This is a genomic window from Mycoplasma sp. 1654_15 (assembly GCF_012516495.1).
Classification (GTDB): domain Bacteria; phylum Bacillota_I; class Bacilli_A; order Mycoplasmatales; family Metamycoplasmataceae; genus Mesomycoplasma.
Genome location: NZ_CP051214.1, coordinates 97,369 through 115,060, shown reverse-complemented (window position 1 = coordinate 115,060; position 17,692 = coordinate 97,369). Strand labels below are relative to the sequence as shown.

Genomic DNA, 17,692 nt, shown 5'->3' with positions numbered 1-17,692 from the left:
ATTTGTTATTAATCAAACAAAGTTATTTGATGGGTTTCATTTAAATCTTTAAAAACACCCATATCTTTTAATTTTTGAATTACAGTTGAATTAACACCTGCACGTTTTTCGAAATCTTCGATTGAAGAAAACTCTTTTTCTTTTCTTGCTAGTATGATTTTAGTAGCGTTTGCTTCTCCTATTCCATCTAAAGACGAAAATGGAGGAATTAATGAATTGTTTTCTTGATTTATAACTCATTGAGTTGCTTCTGATAAATTTAGATTAATTTTTTCTATTTCAAATCCTCGAGCTTTTAGTTCCTCAGCAACTTCTAAAATAGGAATTAATTTTTTTTCTTTTTCTGACAATTTGTCTTCTTTTTTACTATTTTCTCTTGATTTTAAAGCCAATATTTGATTAGATAATTGCTGTTTAGGTAAAATCAAAGCATCTATATTTTTAAAGTCAATTCTAATTGAAAAGTAAACTGCATAAAAAGCTAAAGGAAAATAAAGCTTATAATATGTAATTCTTCAAGCCATTAACACATAAGCGGCTGCATGAGCTTTTGGAAACATATACTTAATTTTCTTTAATGATTCAATATATCAAGAAGGAACATTGTGATTTTCAAGAATTGTTTGTTGCTCTTCTGTTATAGATTTTCCTTTTCTAACAGATTCCATAATATTGAAGGAAATTAAAGGATTTACACCTTTGTTAATCAAGTAAAGCATAATGTCATCTCTACAAGAAATAACATCTTGAAGACTTAAATTTTGTTTAGAAATCAACTCTTCTGCATTATCTTGTCAAACATTTGTTCCGTGAGATAAACCTGATACTTTTATTAAATCTGAAAAAGATTTTACTTTTGCTGTATTTAGCATTCTTCTAACAAAAGATGTTCCAAATTCGGGTAATCCTCTTGCGCCATTTTTTTCTCCTGGCATATCTTTTGGATCAATATTTAAAGGCTCTAATGAAGAAAATAATTTAATAATATTAGGATCACTTTTAGGAATATCTTCAACTTTTGTGCTTGTTAATTTTTCTAGTTCACGAACCATAATAGGATCATCGTGACCAAGAAGATCGAATTTTAAAACATTGTCATGAATATTTTCAAAGTCAAAGTGTGTTGTTTTTCAATCAGAATTTTCATCGTTAGCAGGGAAATTGATAGGTGTAAATTCTTCTACTTCTAAATCATTTGGAATTACTATAATTCCTCCAGGATGTTGTCCAGTTGTTTTTTTAACTCCGCTTGATTTTGAAGCTAAAAAGTCTAAAAAAGTGTTTGAATACATAGAAAATTCGTATTCATTTGGGTGATCATTTAAGTACAATCTTGTATGGATTTCATTAAGTTTTTTTGCTAATGAAAAAGCCGATTTTTCAGCATAACCTAAAATGGTTCCTGCTCTAAAAGTAAATTTTTCACCAAAAAGTTCTCGAATATAATTGTGTGTTTGCACTTGAAAATCACCTGCAAAATTTAGATCAATATCAGGAACTTTATTTGCATTAAATCCTAAAAAAGTTTCAAATGGGATATTTTGTCCATCTTTGTCATAAGTGATTTTGCAAGTTTTACACATTTTATCTTTTAAATCAAAACCAGATAAAATGTTTTCATCTGTAGAAAATTCAACACTTTTACATTGTTTACAAACATAATGTGGTTCTAAAGGATTTACTTCTGTAATGCCTATTAAATAAGCAACAACTGAAGAACCTACAGAACCTCTAGAACCTACTTTTTGCCCCTCTGATTTTGCTTTATCTACTAATTCTTTAGAAATTCAGTAAACTACATCATAACCATTTTCAATAATAGGATTGAGTTCTTTTTCAATTCTTACAGCAATTTTATCAGGAAGATTGTTACCATATTTTTCATGAGCTCTTTTATATACTAAATCCTTTATTTTTGAAGCAGAATCATCAAATTTAGGTGGATAAAGTTTGTCTTTGATTATTTTTACATCTTCTACTAAACTTGCAATTTTATTGGAATTTCTAACAACAATTTCATCAATTAAATCTTGATCTTCTAAAAATGCAAATTCTGCTTTTAACTCCTGAGTGGTCATGAAGTATTTTGTAGGAAAAATGTGATCATTTTTTTGATTTGTATCTCCACCAAAAAAATTATGAGGTTTACCACCAACACCTTTTGCATAAATATAAACTTGATGAAAAATTTTGTCTTCTTGATTTATATATCTTGGTTCTGAAGAAGCTACAACAATTTTTTTGTGTTTTTTTGCTAAATCTATAACTAACTTCAATCCATTAAGTACATCTTCTTTTTTTAATTTATTTCTTTTTATTAAATGAATAAACGAAGAAGGGGTTGGAATTTCAATAAAATCTAATTTTTGAATAAAATTTTCTAAGTCATTGTGGTGATTGTAAAACACAATTTCCATTAGTTGAGAATCAAAACCACTTGTTCCTCATAAAATATTTTTTGAAGATTTAATTTGGTCATAAAAAAGAATTGGTTTTGATAAAAAATATTCTGTATTTGAAAGGCTAATAAGTTTAAAAAGTTCTTTTAATCCTTCTTGATTTTTAACAATTGCTCTTATTTCTTTTGAGAAAAATCCTCGCCTTTTAAAGTCTAAAACATTTGAACCAACTGAATCTAAAGTGTATAAATCCTTAATATTTTGTTCAATTAATTTTAATAAAAATTGGTCTCAAACTTTTGCTAAAACTTCAGCGTCATAACCTCCTCTATGTGATTCGGTTTCGTCATAGTTAATTGAAGAGTTTTTTGCTAATTCTTTAAGATTGTGTCTTTTTTGTGTTGGAAATAAAAATCTACTTACTTCCAAAGTATCAATAACTGGTTGTTGAATTTCATATAATTCTAATTTTTTATAAAACTCAACTAAACAACCATAATCGAATTTTGCATTATGCGCTACCAAAATACTATTTTCAAAAATTTGCTTAATTTTCACAGCAGCTTCTTCTACTGAAATTGCTTCTTTTTCTATCATTTTATTGGTAATTCCAGTTAAGTCTGTTATGTAAGAAGGAATTTTTTCTTTTGGTTTAATTAGAAACTCGTGCTTTTCTAATATTTGTCCATTTTGTCAAACAACAGCACCAAACTCAATTAATTCATTAAATTTTGGAGACAATCCTGTAGTTTCTAAGTCAAAAACAACGTATCTGGCGTTTTCTAAATCTCGGTTATATCTAAGATTTAAAACCTTAAAGATCTTTGAATGAGTAGAAGAAAATGTTGTTCCATAAATAGCTTTAATATTCTCTTTTTTGCAAGCAAAATAAAAATCTGGGAAAGCTTGTACTGACTCTAAATCAGAAATTCCTATAGCTGAATGACCTAGTGCTTTCGCGATTTTCACATAGTCTTGAGCATCTGTGACTCCGTCCATAGTTGACATTTTTGTTCTTGCAAATAATTCCACTCTTTTAGTGGTTGCTTCATCAATTCTAACAGGGAAAATATTATTAATTTTTTCTATTTTGTGAGATTTAATTACAAAATCTCTAGAATAAATATCTTTGACTAATTCACCATAAACCTTAACAAAATCGCCTTTATTTAAAGGGAAAACACTATCTTGATTATAAAAAGCATTAATCATAATAGCTTCTTCATAATCACTTACGTTTATGATTCGTAAAACATTTTTATTTTTAGTTACTTTGTCTTCAAGCTTATAAATTTGACCTTGAATTTCTACAAATTGTTCGTTTGAACTTCTAACTTCCTTTAATTTTAAAGGAACGTACTGATTTGCTTTGTTAAAAGATTTTCTGCTTGAAACTTTAGTTGATTTTTTTTCTTGTTGACTTAATTGTTGAGCTTCACGAATTTCTTTTTCTTTTTGATTAGTTAAATATTCTTGAATAGCTAAATTTTGTTTTTTGATACTTTCATGATCTAAAATGAAATGAATCTGAATAAAAGAAAGACCAAATCTTTTAAATAAGGATAAAATCTTTTCTTTTTTTTCTTCTAAATCCTTGATAATTTCTTCATCTACAAAATAAAATCAAAATTCACGAGCTTTATTTTGTAAAGGAAATTTACTAAAAAAGTTTTCTTTATTAAATAAAACTTGATAAATAAAATTTATATATTTTAAAAATTCTTTTTTTTCACAATATTGTTGCTCATATTCAAATTCTATTTTGTAATTAAGTCTTTGAACAAATGATTGTTGAACCTTCTTTTGAAAAGCAAAAAAGTCTTCAAATTTGAATATATTTAGGCTTTGTATTTTTAAAATGTACTTTTTTTTGTTATTTATTTCTACTTGTTCTAAAGTAGCTTGCGTTTCAAGTAAATAACTAGGAATTGTATAGTTTATGCTGTTGCAAAGAGAAATAAAAGATTGGTTGTCGCTCATAGTTTACTCATTTTATCAAGTTTCTAAAATTAGAAAAGTGAAATAATTGATGAAATTATTGAAAAAATAATGATTACTAAAAACGTAGAATCAAAACGATCAAAAATGCCACCATGATCTTTAATTAATGTTGAAAAGTCTTTGATATTTAGGCTTCTTTTTATGAAGGAAAACAGCAAATCTCCTAGTATAGCTGCAATCGGTAACAATATCGGACTTAACACCATTAAAACTATAAATTTGTCATTTGGAAAGTTGTCGTAAAAAAATGGAGTAAAGTAAAATGTTAAAATTACAAATACACAAGAAAAGGAAAAACCAAAAAATACTCCTTCTCAACTTTTTTTAGGTGAAATTTTACTAAATCCTTTTTTTATTCATTTTCTGCCAAATCAAGAACCAAAAAGATAACCAAAAGTGTCATAAAATGAAGCAGTTAAAGCTAATATAACTAAAACTTCAATATTAGTAATATTTAATAAAAACATAAATTTTGCAAAAGTTGCTATTAAATAAGAAAATATAAGTCTTAAAAAGAAATTTTTAGTTCTTTGTTTTCAATCTACGTTTTCAAATAAAGCACAAACTAGTGTCAAAGCAAAACTTACTAAATAAACAATTCAACTCTTATAATGTTCTGAAATATAGTAATTTCAAGGTAAATTGCCATTATTTATAAGTGCTTGAAAGTCTTCAAAAGGAAGGATAAAAACAAGAAATATGTTTATCAAAATCAGGACATTAATAAACATATTCTTATTTAGTTTTACAAAAATTTCATAAGCTCCGTATGTAAACACAGAAAAATAGAAAATAAATCCTATAATTCTTCCTCAAAAACCAGCATAATAAGTAATAAAAATAAAAGGTAAAATAAAAAAAACTATCAATATTGCTATTGATGATTTTTTTATTATGTTTTTATTTTTTTCTGATTTTAGCAATGAAAGCATATTATTAAAAACTCATTAAATTTGCTGATTTTTCAGAAAGAACTTTATCTACTTCTTGAATTTTTTTGTCAATCTGTTTTTGAAGCTCAGTTAAAATTCTTCTTTCTTCGTCTTCGCTAAATTCTTCTTTTTTAACAAGTTTATTTACTTCTTGTCTTACTTGTCTAATTTCAACTTTAGCTTCTTCATCGAATTTTTTAAGACTTTTAACAAGTTCTTGTCTTTTTTGTGTTGTTAATTCTGGAAGTATTAATCTTATTTGGTGTCCTTCATTTTGAAGTTGAACATCTAATTTGTGAGCTACAATTGTTGATGCTATTTTTTTGGTTATGTTTTGATCATAAGGTTTGATAAGTAATTGTTGTGGAGAAGGAACGCTAATAGCCGCTATTTCACCAATCGGAGTTAAAGTTTCATAGTAATCTACTTTTAAGTATGAAACTAATTGAGGATTTGCTCTACCAATATTAATTTTTGATAAGTTTCTTTCTAATCTTTGAAAAATTTGATCTGATTTTGTGTTAATCATTTCAATAAAATCTTTAAGTTCTAATTTTGTTTCCATATTATTATTTTACTACTTTTGTGTGTTTTATGTTTCCATTAATTACTTTTACTATTGAATTTTCTTCTTTAATATCAAAAATTAAAAGCTCTAAATCATTATCTTGTGCCATTGTAAAAGCTGTGGAGTCCATAACTTTTAAATTTTGTTTGATAGCATTGTAATAAGTTAAATTTTCATAATGTTTTGCATTTGGATTTGTTTTTGGATCTGCGTCATAAACTCCTGCAACATTATTTTTACCAAAGAGTATTTTGTTAGCACCCATTTCTGCAGCAAACAATGTTGAGGCACTATCTGTGGTAAAGTATGGTCTTCCTGTTCCTCCAACAAAAATAATTATATTTCCTTGATCTAAATATTTTTTTGCTTTTTCTACTACATAGTATTCGCAAACTCTTGAATCTATATCAATAGAGGAAAGTACACGAACCTTTAATCCTTCTTTTTTAAAGCCAGATTCTAAAGCTAAACCGTTCATCAGTGTTGCTAGCATTCCAATATAATCTGCTTTAGTTCTCATTATTCCGTTTTTTTCAGCAGAAGTACCTCTCCAAAAGTTACCTCCACCTACTACTATTAGAATTTTATAGCCTAATTTGACAACTTGTTTAAGTTGAGATGCAATATTTTTTACTAATTCATAATCAATTGCTAGTGATTTTTCTTTATTTGCAAGACTTTCGCCTGAAAGCTTAAGTAAAATAGTTTCTTTTGACATAATTAACCTTAATTTTTGTTCTTTATTTTACTTCAAAAATTGATTTTTTCTTTATCTTTTCCTAATTTTTTTTATTTTTAACAAAAACTCTCAAAAATAGGAAAAAATAGGTATGGCATGACAAATAAAAAAACTTTTTCTAAAAATTCTACCAATTTTATTTTTAATACTTATCCCAGCATTTTTTGGTCTTTCTACTAATGTGAAGAAAAATGAAGCAGAATATGACATAAATTATGCTTCTTTGTATGAAGAAGTAAATTTTTTAGACAAATTAGATAAATACAAAACACTAGATGAAAATAAGGTAGTTATTCTGAAATATAAAGAAGACAAACAAACTAATAACTACTGATCTGATAATGTAAAAGTGATTAGTCACATTTCGCCTAAAACTATTGTTGAAATTAAAGAATTTTCAACAAGTCAAGAGTGATTTGATGCTTTAGACAGCATTGATACAAAGATTACAAAATTTGTACTTCATTTATATAATGATGTGCCGTTTTTAGACAACGTTTCCTGAGAGGGAAATATTCACAATAGATTTTTAGATTATTTATTTTATGTAAAGGGCTTAATAAATATTTTTAATGTAGATGTAAATTCTAAAGAAAAATGAAGCACAAACAATATTGTTTTAGTTGGTACTTATGGTTCTTTTAAAAATAACAAATTTCTTCCTGGGCAAACTCAAAATTTATACAAAACTAATTTAAGTCAAAATCAAAATTCTATAATCAAACCTAATATCTATATTCCTAAAATATCCTTCAAAAAAGAAGGAAAAATTCAATCAAGTTATGATTCTAAATTATCAGCTTCCATATTCGCAGCTCTAGCTTCAAAACTTAATATGTTGTTAGAAACTAAACAAAATTACATAATGAAAAATTTAAAAGTTTTAAATGCAATTTATGCTAGTGCTAAACAATTTGAAAAACGAAACATTTCTTTTAGTGGTTTTGATACACAGTTAGGTTTGGGAAAATTTAATTTTTCAGGAGCGTGACAAATTTTAAGCAAAGATGAAAATAATCCTGAAGTTATTTTTAATAAAGAAGAAAAAGCTTTTATTTATGAATTTGAATTAGATAAAAATGAACAATTGCAAGTAAGTGCTTTATTTCCAAAAATTGATTTTTATATTGACCCTGATCCAAGATATTTTAATCTATGAAAATACCTTGCAATTCCTTTTAAAATTCAACTAAATGCTTTAGTTAGTTTGTTTTCAGGAACAAATATTGAAGAGCAGATTTTTAAAGATATTTTTGTTCGAAATGAAGCATTTAATATTTATCTAGAAAAATTTATTGGTGAATGAGAAAGAGTTGCTTTTTCTAATTCAAAAAAATCAAATATAGAAAAAATAATCTATAAAAGTGATATTAAAACGAAGTACAGAATAGTGATCGAACCTGAAGAACTAATTTATACTATTGAAAGTAGTTATTTTAATTTAGCTATCTTAAAAAATAACTAGCTAGGTAATTTAAGTTGCGTTGTTGGTGCATTAGAAACATGTGCGTGAAATGAAAGCAAAATAGAAGCAATAATGATACCTGAAACAAATCATATCAGTGTGATATATCATTGTTTTTTTGCTCCTGATCTTAGATGAATAAACTCAGGCACTAATTCAACTACTACTACGAAGGATAAAATTGCTCCACCTGAAGCATTTACAATTGGTAAAATTCAACCTGCTTGATTTAAAAATCTGTAGACAAAAGCTCCAATTGTGATTATTGGAATCAATATAATTGTAGTTAATAAATTATAAATTACAGCTTTTCTTACCTTTTGTCCGTACTGAATTTGCCTGTAATAAATGATTAAAATTTCTATCAAAATATGAGCTACAAAAGTTATGATCAGACCATAGTTTAATCTTTGTCCTTGGCTTATTTTAGATACTATTGAACCTAAAATAAATCCATCAATTGTTCTATGTGAAAGAAGTAAAATAATAGCTAATCAAGCAGCTCTTGGATTATCTATATCTTTAAAATTAATAATATGATCATCGTGATCATGTTCGTGATGATTTGAATGTGTGTCTTTTTTAAAATGTTTAACAAAGAAAAAACGTACTATAAAAATTGTACACACACCTAAAATAGCGCCTGAGCCTACTAAAATTGCTACTCAAAGTTGGCTGTATTTTATTCACTGAGTATTTGATGTTGCTCAAAACTGTTGAAAAGCAAAGTTTTCTGCATTTTCATAAGCTTCTCTTAAAAGTCCTGCTGTAGCAACTATTAACAAAAGACCAGCACTTAAAGAATAAAGATAAGTGTTGGTGATTTGTTTGATCTTGGGTTTAACAAGTGCAACTAGCAATACCAAAATTACAGGTATAGCTAAAATTATTAATATAAAAATTATTAAATTAACTAAAATAGCAATATTTAAATTGTTATTAAAAGTTCTTGCTGTGTATGGAAAAATGACTTTTTCCTCTTTCTACATTTAATTTTAATTTACTTTATTATCAAGGATTCTTCGTTCATTTCTGAAGGTTTTTCGATACCTAAATAATCTAAAATGGTTGGTGCTATATTAGCAAGTTTACCGTCTTTTAATTTTAAAGATTTATCAGTTGTAATCAACATAACTGGAAATGTAGTATGTTTTGTTGAAGGTTGATGATTTTCATCCTCAGTAAGTTCAGCATTTCCGTGATCTGCTGTTATAAATAAAGTAGCATTATTTGCTTCTACTCAATCTTTTATTCTTCCAATTTGTTGATCTAGAACTTCTACTGCTTTAATTGTAGCTTGTAAATCTCCAGTGTGTCCTACCATGTCAGGATTTGCGAAATTCATAATAACTAGATTGTATTTTGAAGCATTTTCTAATAAAGCATCTGTAATTTCTTTAGCTGACATTTGTGGAGCACTTGCGTATGAAGTAACCTTTAAAGAATCTATTAATATTCTATCTGAATTTGCTAATTGTATATCAAATCCACCATCCATAAAGAAAGTTACATGAGCATATTTTTGAGTTTCGGCAAGTCTTAACTGTTTTAGACCTTGTTCTGAAATTACTCTTCCTAAAGGTTTTTTAACTTCAACTTCTTCAAAAGCAATATCAGTATCTAAACCTTCATATTTCATCATTGAAACAAATACATTGACTTTAACTTTATGTTCTGAATGATAAGAATAAAGATTTGAATCTAAGATTAAATGTGTAATTTGTCTAGCTCGATCAGGTCTGAAATTAAAGAAAATAACTGAATCATTATCCTTTAAAAATGAAGAAGAATCAAGGTTTTTGTTGATTGCAGGAATAAAAAATTCATCCTTAATGCCTTGTTTATATTGTTCATTTATGTATGTTTTTACATCAGTAAAATTAGATTTAGATTTTCCTAAAATAGCTTCAAATCCTTGTTCAACTCTGTCAAACATTTGATCTCTGTCCATTGTATAAAATCTACCTGCTATTGAACCTATTTTATAATTTGGAAAATCTTTTAAAAGATTTTCAAGCTTTTGAATGGAACTTAAAATAGACGCAGGAGCAACATCTCTACCATCTCCAATAATATGAATTGTTGCTTGTGGAACTCCATAATTTCCTGCAGCTTTTATAAGTTCAAACAAATGCTCTTCTGATGAGTGAACACCTCCTGGAGAGAGTAAACCTATAATTTGTAAAGATGTATTTGTTTTAATGCTATTATCAAAAGCTTTTATAAACTTTGGATTGGATGCAAAAGTTTTTTCTTTAATTGCTTTATTTATCAAAGAAATTCCTGTATGAACAACAAAGCCTGCACCTATATTTAGATGACCAACTTCACTGTTTCCCATTTGTTTATCTGGTAAACCAACAAATTCACCTGATGCTTGAATTATTGAATGTGGATAATTTTTAAACAATTCATCAAAAACCGGAGTTTTGGCTAGTGCAAAACCATTTCCTTGAGTTTCTTTTCTTAGTCCAAGACCATCAATAATCGTTAAAATAACTGTTTTTGTCTTCGTTTTTCTTCCTGTTTTTAAATTATTTGGCATTTTTTACTGAACGCATAACAGCTTTAATTTGTGATTCAGATGGTTTTTTACCCATTTGCATATACATAGCTTTTATCATTTTTTCATTGATTGGCGGATTGTTTTTGATCTGTTTTTCGAACATTTTTCTAGATACTATTAGAGCAATAATACCTCCTGTAATAAATAATATAATTCCTACAGCAAAAACTATTCCTATTCAACCACCTAAACCAACACCTCCTGCTTCATAAATAACTTTTTCAGTTTGGGTCTCTGCAAAATTAATAAATTTCATGTTTCTCCTTCGTATTTAATTGTCTTTAATTATAAAGCTTTTTTAAAAATTATTTGTTGTATCTATTAACCTTTGAATTCTCTCTAGTACTGTTTTAGGTGAAATTTTTCACTCTAGAAGATTAATTACATCTACTGGAAAATCTTTGAATTTGACAAACTTAATTACATCTAAAAATTCTAAGTATTTTGAAGCGTCTTTGTAGTATTGTAAAGTGTCAGCAAAGATACCTAATACAAATTTTTGCTTCTTAAATAAAGCAAAATCAAATTTTATAGTTCCAATTGAGTAATCTGCAACAACTTGTACATCAGGAATTTTTTGTGATATTACCTGAGAAATTTGTTTTTTAAACTCTACGAATTTATCATTAGAATTTGAAGAGAGAGTATGTTCTTCTTTGTCTTTTGAAGCATAGCTAATTTGCTCTTGTAAAGTTAAATCTAAAAACTTCAATCATCTTCTAAATACTGAAATATCTTCACTTAATGTTGCACTTTGAACATCTTCTGCAACTACTGATTTTGCAACAATAATTTTTTCACGAGCCCTTGAGGTTGCTACATTTAAAGCATTTTTTCCGCCTTTTTTAGCTACATAAGTTGAATGTCAACCTGTATTTGCATCATACGCTACTGAAATTATTAATAAATCAGCTTCATCTCCTTGAATATTTTCTAGATTTTTAACTAAAAGTTTTTCTTGAGTTATAGCTTCATCTAGTTCAGGAAAATCTTTGAAAATAATATCTTCAATTACTTTTTGTTGTTGTGCATTAAATGTTAAAAGAATAATTTTATTGTATTTATTTATGTTTTCTAAAGTTTTTTGAATTACAAAATTAGCCTCAACTAAATTTTGACCATTAACTCATGAACCTTGAACATTAAAAACTTCTATACAGTCTTTAAAATCAGAATTAAATTGGTTAATAATATCTAACTTAGATTCGTAAAATTCTTTTGAATTAAATGTCATTAAAGCAGCGTGTTGAGATCTGTAATTTTTATCTAATAAAATCTGATGAACCCCTTCACTTACTACATAATTTAAAATTGATTTAATTCCTAAACTCTCATCTTCATCTTCATTAAATTCTCCATAAGAAGTTGAAAATCAATTTGTTGGTTGCATTTGTTCTTTATCACCTGCAAAAATATGTTTTTGAGCAAGATACAAAATTGGAAATGCATTTTCTAAAAACATTTGAGAAGCTTCATCTATAATCGCATAATCAAATTCTTGCTTTGTATACATTGATAAATCAGTTAAAGGTGTAGTAATAATAACAGAATAAATTACTTTAATTACATCACTGTATTTTAAGAAAAATTTGTATGGATCTCTTGTTTTAACTCTAATTTCTTTAACAAACTTTTTATAAGTTTTAAAATTTTCTTGAATGTATTCATTTAGTCTATTATATAGAACTTTAGCATGTCATTGGAATAATTCTTCATCTGTATTTACGCTTGTTTTTTCTTCATTTTTGAAGGATAAAAAGTTGTGAATGTTTAAAATATCTTCAGGTTTGATTGTGTTTAAATGAGGTAATAAGTTTCCTAATTCTCCATCGTATTTACTTAAATAATTTAGAATAATACTTGCATCACTTCATGCACTTCTGTGTTTTGATAAAGTGAGTTTTTGGAAAAATGTAAGTTTCTTTTTAGTTTGTGATTCAACAATGCTTTCTACTAATTTTGTTTTTTTAGTAGGAGAAAGTTTTGGATTTAATTTTATATCTTTAGATAAATTAAAAATTTGGTGAGCTGCTTTAACATCAAAATTAGGCATTGATTTTCTAAGCTCTTTATAAGCTGCAATAGCTGCTTCAAAATCAGAACTAAAAATGTTGTTCAATAGTTGTAAATAGTTTTTTTCACTTTCAGAAACTACTTTAATAGGCTTTATTTCTGTAGCTTCTTGGAAATTTTCTAAGTAATCAATTAGCTCTTCCATTGGCTTATAAAATTGAGTTTTGTCCATATTTTTGTCATTTAATAAGAATAAACAAAATAAAGACAATTTACCTAATCTGTTTTTTAAAACCTCTAGAGCAGCTTTTTTCTCGGAAACAACAAGGGCTGATAATTTTAAAATTAAAATGTTAGAAATTATATTTGCAATTACTTGAGATTTTCCTGTTCCTGGAGGTCCTCAAATAATAGTATCTTGCAAAATAGCAGAGATATGTGCTTTATCTTGAGAAAAATTTGTAGGATTTATTTTGAAAAAATTATCTAAACCTTCGCCACCAAAAATTGTGTTTTGAATATTATTTTTATATATGTTTTTGTCAAATTCTACTTTTATTATATCGTGAATTTCTTCGCTTCTGATTATGTATTCTAATAATTGTCTTTGATATCCTCCAGATGGCTCAAAAAAACCAAGAACAACACCTGAGTGGAAAATTATTTTTTGATTTCTAATGTCGTTAACAATATTTTTGTCAATTTTATCAACAAAATCAGGAATATCATAATCAGGTCAAATATGTTTTACTTTATCTTCAAGTTCAGCGATAGTTGCTTGTGAAAAATCAAAGTCTAATTTAAAGTCATTTAAATCTTGTGATTTTAAAAAAACTTGTAATTTTTCATTTATTTTTATATCCCCATTTGAAGTTAAAATAGGTAAAGATTGTCTAAGTTCTATGTTAACTTCCTTGAAAAATAAAGGTGCGAAGACAGTTTTTGCTTCAGTTTTAACACTTAAATAACAAAAACCAATATGAACAGGTCAGATGTTAGTTTCTGCATTTCTAGAGTTGGCTTTTCTAATATATTTTTTTCACCTAACTGAAGCTTTTTGAAGCTCTTTTTCAAAAAAGTCAACTATGTCTCTTTTAGCTTCTTCAAAATTTTGGTTTAAAGCTTTTGTATATTTTTTTTCTAATTCAGGACGATATTCTTCTGCAAGTTCAAAAATTTCGTCAGCTGAAAATGCTTTTTCAATTTTCTCTTTTTTCTTCAAAAGTGAAGCATTTGAAAGATAAATTGCAAAATTTTGTTGGGTATAAATTTTTCTAAAATCTGTAGGTGATAAAAAATCAACTAAATCTAAAAAATCAGTATTATCTATTTTCGAAAATAAACAACTATCATTTCTTTTAATGTTAATTAAATTATCTAATAAACGTTCTCATCCTTTGAGTTGTTCTTGTTTGTTAGTTTTGCTAAAAATATTATCCATTTTTTAATAACCTTTCTTTTAATTTTGTTGCTATTGTTGATGCATTATTACCAACTATTAAATTTAATGTTTTTTGGCTTAAAACAACACCAGAAATACCTTCTAAATTCTTTATTTTATCAAGATCTAAGCCTTTAGTTTCTTTTAAAAATATTTGAACTCTTGATAGTGTATTTGCTACGTTTTCAAAGTTATTTTCACCTACTATTTCTATTAAATTTTCTAAACTAAATGGTATCTTATCAGAAGTTATAAAAGTAGTATTTGGTTTTGCATATTTTTTGTTTCAATATTTTGTAATTTGATTAAAAGTTATAATTTTTAAAAAATAATATATAAATTTTGACAGTTTCCTCATAATAAACCTTTTTATATTAAATTATACCTTTTCTGCTAAAATTCTTAAATTATGAAAAATAGAATTGTGAGTGGAATTACAGCCACAGGAAAACTTACTTTAGGTAATTATTTAGGTTCTATTAAGACAATGGTGAAGATGCAAGAAGAATATGAATCCTACATTTTTGTAGCAGATTTGCATGCTCTTACAATTGAAATAAAACCTGAAGAACTTAGAGAAAACAGAAAAGATATATTTGCATTTTATTTAGCTTGTGGAATTGATCCACAGAAATCAATTATTTTTTATCAATCAGATGTTTCTGAACACTCTGAATTGGCTTGAATTATGCAAACTCATACGTCTATTGGTGAATTATCAAGAATGACTCAATTCAAAGATAAAAGTAAAGTAAAAAATGATAATGGAACTGAAACAGTACCAACTGGTCTACTAACTTATCCAACACTTATGGCTGCTGACATTTTGCTTTATAATCCTGATTTAGTGCCTGTTGGAATAGATCAAAAACAACACGTTGAACTAACAAGAAATTTAGCTATAAGATTAAATAATAAATACAAAACTCAATTTAAAGACGTGGATATTTTAACTCCTAAAATTGGTGCTAAAATTATGTCTTTAACTGAGCCTACCAAAAAAATGTCAAAATCTACTGAACAACCAAATTCAGCCATCTTTCTTTTAGATGATCCAGAATTAGCTTACAAAAAAATTCAAAAAGCTATCACAGATTCTGAAAACAAAATTTATTTAAGTGACGAAAAACCTGGTGTCAAAAATTTACTAACCATTTTTTCATCTTTAAAAGAATGAGAAATGGAAAAAACATTGGAATTCTTTAAAGACAAAAACTATAAAGAACTAAAACACGAAGTAGGAATTGTTGTGAAAGAGTTTTTAATTCACATACAAACTGAATACCAAAAAGTTAAAAATAATATTGAAAAATATAGCCAATTAGGTAAAGAAAAAGCTAAGGCTGTCGCTTCTGAACATTTAAAATTAATTAAACAAAAAATAGGTTTATAAAATGAAGAAAATCAACAAAGAATTAAATCATAGTGCTTCACATTTATTAGCACTCGCTGTTATAAAATTATTCCCTGATGTTCAGCTAGGATTTGGTCCAGCAACTGATGAAGGTTTTTACTATGATTTTAAATTTTCTCAACCTTTATCAGAACATGACCTGACAAAGATAGAAAAAATGATGCAAAAAATTGCAAACAATAATTTTGTTATGGAACAAACTGAAGGAAAAGTTATAGATTTTTCCTCTCAACCTTTTAAAAAAGAATTATTAGATGAATTTACTTCAGAAAATAAACAAATTACCTTCTTTTCTATAGTAAATCCAACAAAAAATGAAATACTTTTTGAAGATCTTTGTGCTGGTGGACATATCGAAAATATGAAGCAAATCAAGCATTTTAAACTCTTAAGTATTGCTGGTGCATACTGAAGAGGTAAGGTGGAAAATGAACAACTTACTAGAATTTATGGAACTGCTTGAGAAACTAAAGAAGATTTGGACGAATTTTTACATATTTTAGCTGAAAGAAAAGAGAGAGATCATAGAAAATTAGGAAAAGAATTAAAGCTTTTTACTTTTAATAAACTATTTGGTCAAGGTTTTCCTGTTTGGTTAGAAGATGGAATGAAAATTGTTAACAAAATCAAGGAAAAAATCCTTTTTTATGACAAAAAATATGGATTTAAAGAAGTATTTACTCCTCATTTTGGTGAACAAAAACTTTATGAAATTTCAGGACATTTCCAACACTACAAAGAAGATATGTTTGGGGCTTTGAAAATCGAAGGTGAAAATTTAATTCCTAGGCCAATGACCTGCCCACATCACATTATTTTGTTTGATACTTTCAAAAAAAGTTATAGAGAACTTCCTTATAGAATTTCTGAACAATCAAGACTTTATAGATATGAAAAATCTGGGGCTTTAACAGGTTTAGAACGAGTAAGATCAATGCTTCTTACTGAAGGTCATATTTTTGTTGCAAAAAATCAAATTGTTTCTGAGTTTAAACACCTTTACAAAATGATATTAGAAGTTCTAAAGTTCTTCAAAATTGAAGTAAATTATGTTTCTTTTTCTAAGAGAGACCCTGAAAATAAAGAGAAATTTTTTGATGATGATCAAATGTGAAATCAAGCTGAATCTGATTTAGAAAAAGTTTTAAAAGAACTTGGTGTTGAATACGAAGAAAAAATAGGTGAAGCTGCTTTTTATGGTCCTAAAATTGACTTTCAAATTAAGACTGTTTTAAATCACGAAATTACAATTTCTACTTTACAACTTGATTTTTTATTACCTAAAAAATTCGATATTTCCTTTATAAATCAAGACAACGAAAAAGAAACTCCTATTTTAATTCACAGAGGCTTAATCGGTACATATGAACGTTTTGTTTCTATTTTACTAGAACAAACTAAAGGTATTTTACCTTTTTGATTAAGTCCAAAACAATTTGTTATTATTCCTATTGAAAATTCAAAACACTCAGAATTTGCATTTGAAATCTATAAAAAATTAGAAGACTTAGGATTTAATGTAACTTTTGATGATAGAAATGAAAGAATAAACAAGAAAATCAGAGAAGCTCAAATTCAAAAAACCAAGTTTCAGATTATTATTGGTGATCAAGAAGTTGAAAACAGAAATGTTACTTTCAGAGAATATGGAAAACAAGATTCTTATACTTTAGAATTTGAAAATCTTCTTCAAATGGTTCAAGAAAAAATAGAAAATAATGAATAAAAAACTAACAAAAATCCCGGATTGAATCTTTAGTTTTTTGTTGATTTTTGTTCCTTTTTTAATAATTTATTTGTGTTTGTCTCCCGATATTTGAATACCACCTGTAATAGAATATAAATGGTTAGTAATAATAGGTTTTGGTTACTGATTATTTGTTAGTCTATGTTCAATTTTGTTTCTTTATTTAAAGATGGTCAATTTTTCTTTTCCATTTTATAGCATTATTTTGTCTTTGTCTTTTTGAATATTAATAATTAGTTCTCCATTAACAGAACAAGGGCAAAATGGTTTGCGAGCAGTAATTATTATTATTTCTATTTTAATGATAATTCCTAGTTTGATTTTAAAAAATTACTTTGAAAAACGACTTAATAAAACTTATAAAACTAAAGGAAATAAAAAAAGATTTACTAAAAAGTAAATCTTTT

At 26.7% G+C, this 17,692-nt stretch carries 13 protein-coding genes; 4 read left to right on the top strand and 9 right to left on the bottom strand.

Going from position 1 to position 17,692, the window contains the following annotated elements; all coding sequences use genetic code 4:
• Positions 1-8: 8 nt before the first annotated feature.
• Genes HF996_RS00500 through pyrH form a run of 4 tightly spaced genes read right to left on the bottom strand, consistent with a single transcriptional unit; the run spans position 9 to position 6,618 of the window.
• Positions 9-4,379: a PolC-type DNA polymerase III gene (locus HF996_RS00500; protein ID WP_168910155.1), complete on the bottom strand. Its 4,371-nt coding sequence runs from the start codon at positions 4,377-4,379 to the stop codon at positions 9-11.
• 29 nt (positions 4,380-4,408) lie between these two features.
• Positions 4,409-5,332, bottom strand: a complete 924-nt coding sequence (locus HF996_RS00495) for a phosphatidate cytidylyltransferase (protein ID WP_168910154.1) — start codon at positions 5,330-5,332, stop codon at positions 4,409-4,411.
• Positions 5,333-5,336: 4 nt separating this feature from the next.
• Positions 5,337-5,897: a ribosome-recycling factor gene (locus HF996_RS00490; protein WP_168910153.1), complete on the bottom strand. Its 561-nt coding sequence runs from the start codon at positions 5,895-5,897 to the stop codon at positions 5,337-5,339.
• A 4-nt stretch (positions 5,898-5,901) separates the two neighbouring features.
• A complete protein-coding gene (gene pyrH, locus HF996_RS00485; RefSeq protein WP_168910152.1) occupies positions 5,902-6,618 on the bottom strand; it encodes a UMP kinase in 717 nt (238 codons plus the stop codon).
• A 112-nt stretch (positions 6,619-6,730) separates the two neighbouring features.
• On the opposite strand from pyrH, the gene HF996_RS00480 reads away from it, so the two are divergent.
• A complete protein-coding gene (locus HF996_RS00480; RefSeq protein WP_168910151.1) occupies positions 6,731-8,104 on the top strand; it encodes a hypothetical protein in 1,374 nt (457 codons plus the stop codon).
• Here HF996_RS00480 and HF996_RS00475 read toward each other — a convergent pair.
• From HF996_RS00475 to HF996_RS00455, 5 genes are all read right to left on the bottom strand, one after another.
• A complete protein-coding gene (locus HF996_RS00475; RefSeq protein WP_168910150.1) occupies positions 8,101-8,970 on the bottom strand; it encodes a ZIP family metal transporter in 870 nt (289 codons plus the stop codon). The two genes, HF996_RS00480 and HF996_RS00475, sit on opposite strands and share 4 nt — an antisense overlap.
• 134 nt (positions 8,971-9,104) lie before the next feature.
• Positions 9,105-10,649 carry a 2,3-bisphosphoglycerate-independent phosphoglycerate mutase gene (gene gpmI / locus HF996_RS00470; RefSeq protein ID WP_168910149.1) on the bottom strand — a complete coding sequence of 515 codons (1,545 nt, stop codon included), beginning with the start codon at positions 10,647-10,649 and terminating at the stop codon, positions 9,105-9,107.
• A complete protein-coding gene (locus tag HF996_RS00465; RefSeq protein ID WP_168910148.1) occupies positions 10,639-10,926 on the bottom strand; it encodes a YneF family protein in 288 nt (95 codons plus the stop codon). Before HF996_RS00465 ends, gpmI begins: the two co-directional genes overlap by 11 nt.
• Positions 10,927-10,968: 42 nt before the next feature.
• Positions 10,969-14,124 carry a DEAD/DEAH box helicase gene (locus tag HF996_RS00460; protein ID WP_168910147.1) on the bottom strand — a complete coding sequence of 1,052 codons (3,156 nt, stop codon included), beginning with the start codon at positions 14,122-14,124 and terminating at the stop codon, positions 10,969-10,971.
• Positions 14,117-14,482 (bottom strand): PTS glucose transporter subunit IIB, encoded by a 366-nt coding sequence (locus tag HF996_RS00455; RefSeq protein WP_168910146.1) that lies wholly within the window; start codon positions 14,480-14,482, stop codon positions 14,117-14,119. The genes HF996_RS00460 and HF996_RS00455 overlap by 8 nt, the downstream gene beginning before the upstream one ends.
• 51 nt (positions 14,483-14,533) lie before the next feature.
• Between HF996_RS00455 and trpS the strand changes: the two genes are divergently transcribed.
• The 3 genes from trpS to HF996_RS00440 are packed head-to-tail and all read left to right on the top strand — an operon-like array spanning position 14,534 to position 17,685.
• Positions 14,534-15,517, top strand: coding sequence for a tryptophan--tRNA ligase (gene trpS, locus HF996_RS00450; protein WP_168910145.1), 984 nt, complete (start codon positions 14,534-14,536; stop codon positions 15,515-15,517).
• A gap of 1 nt (position 15,518) precedes the next feature.
• On the top strand, positions 15,519-17,264 hold the full coding sequence (gene thrS, locus HF996_RS00445) for a threonine--tRNA ligase (protein ID WP_168910144.1): 1,746 nt from the start codon (positions 15,519-15,521) through the stop codon (positions 17,262-17,264).
• Positions 17,257-17,685: an MAG3450 family membrane protein gene (locus tag HF996_RS00440; RefSeq protein ID WP_168910143.1), complete on the top strand. Its 429-nt coding sequence runs from the start codon at positions 17,257-17,259 to the stop codon at positions 17,683-17,685. Before thrS ends, HF996_RS00440 begins: the two co-directional genes overlap by 8 nt.
• Positions 17,686-17,692 lie beyond the last annotated feature (7 nt).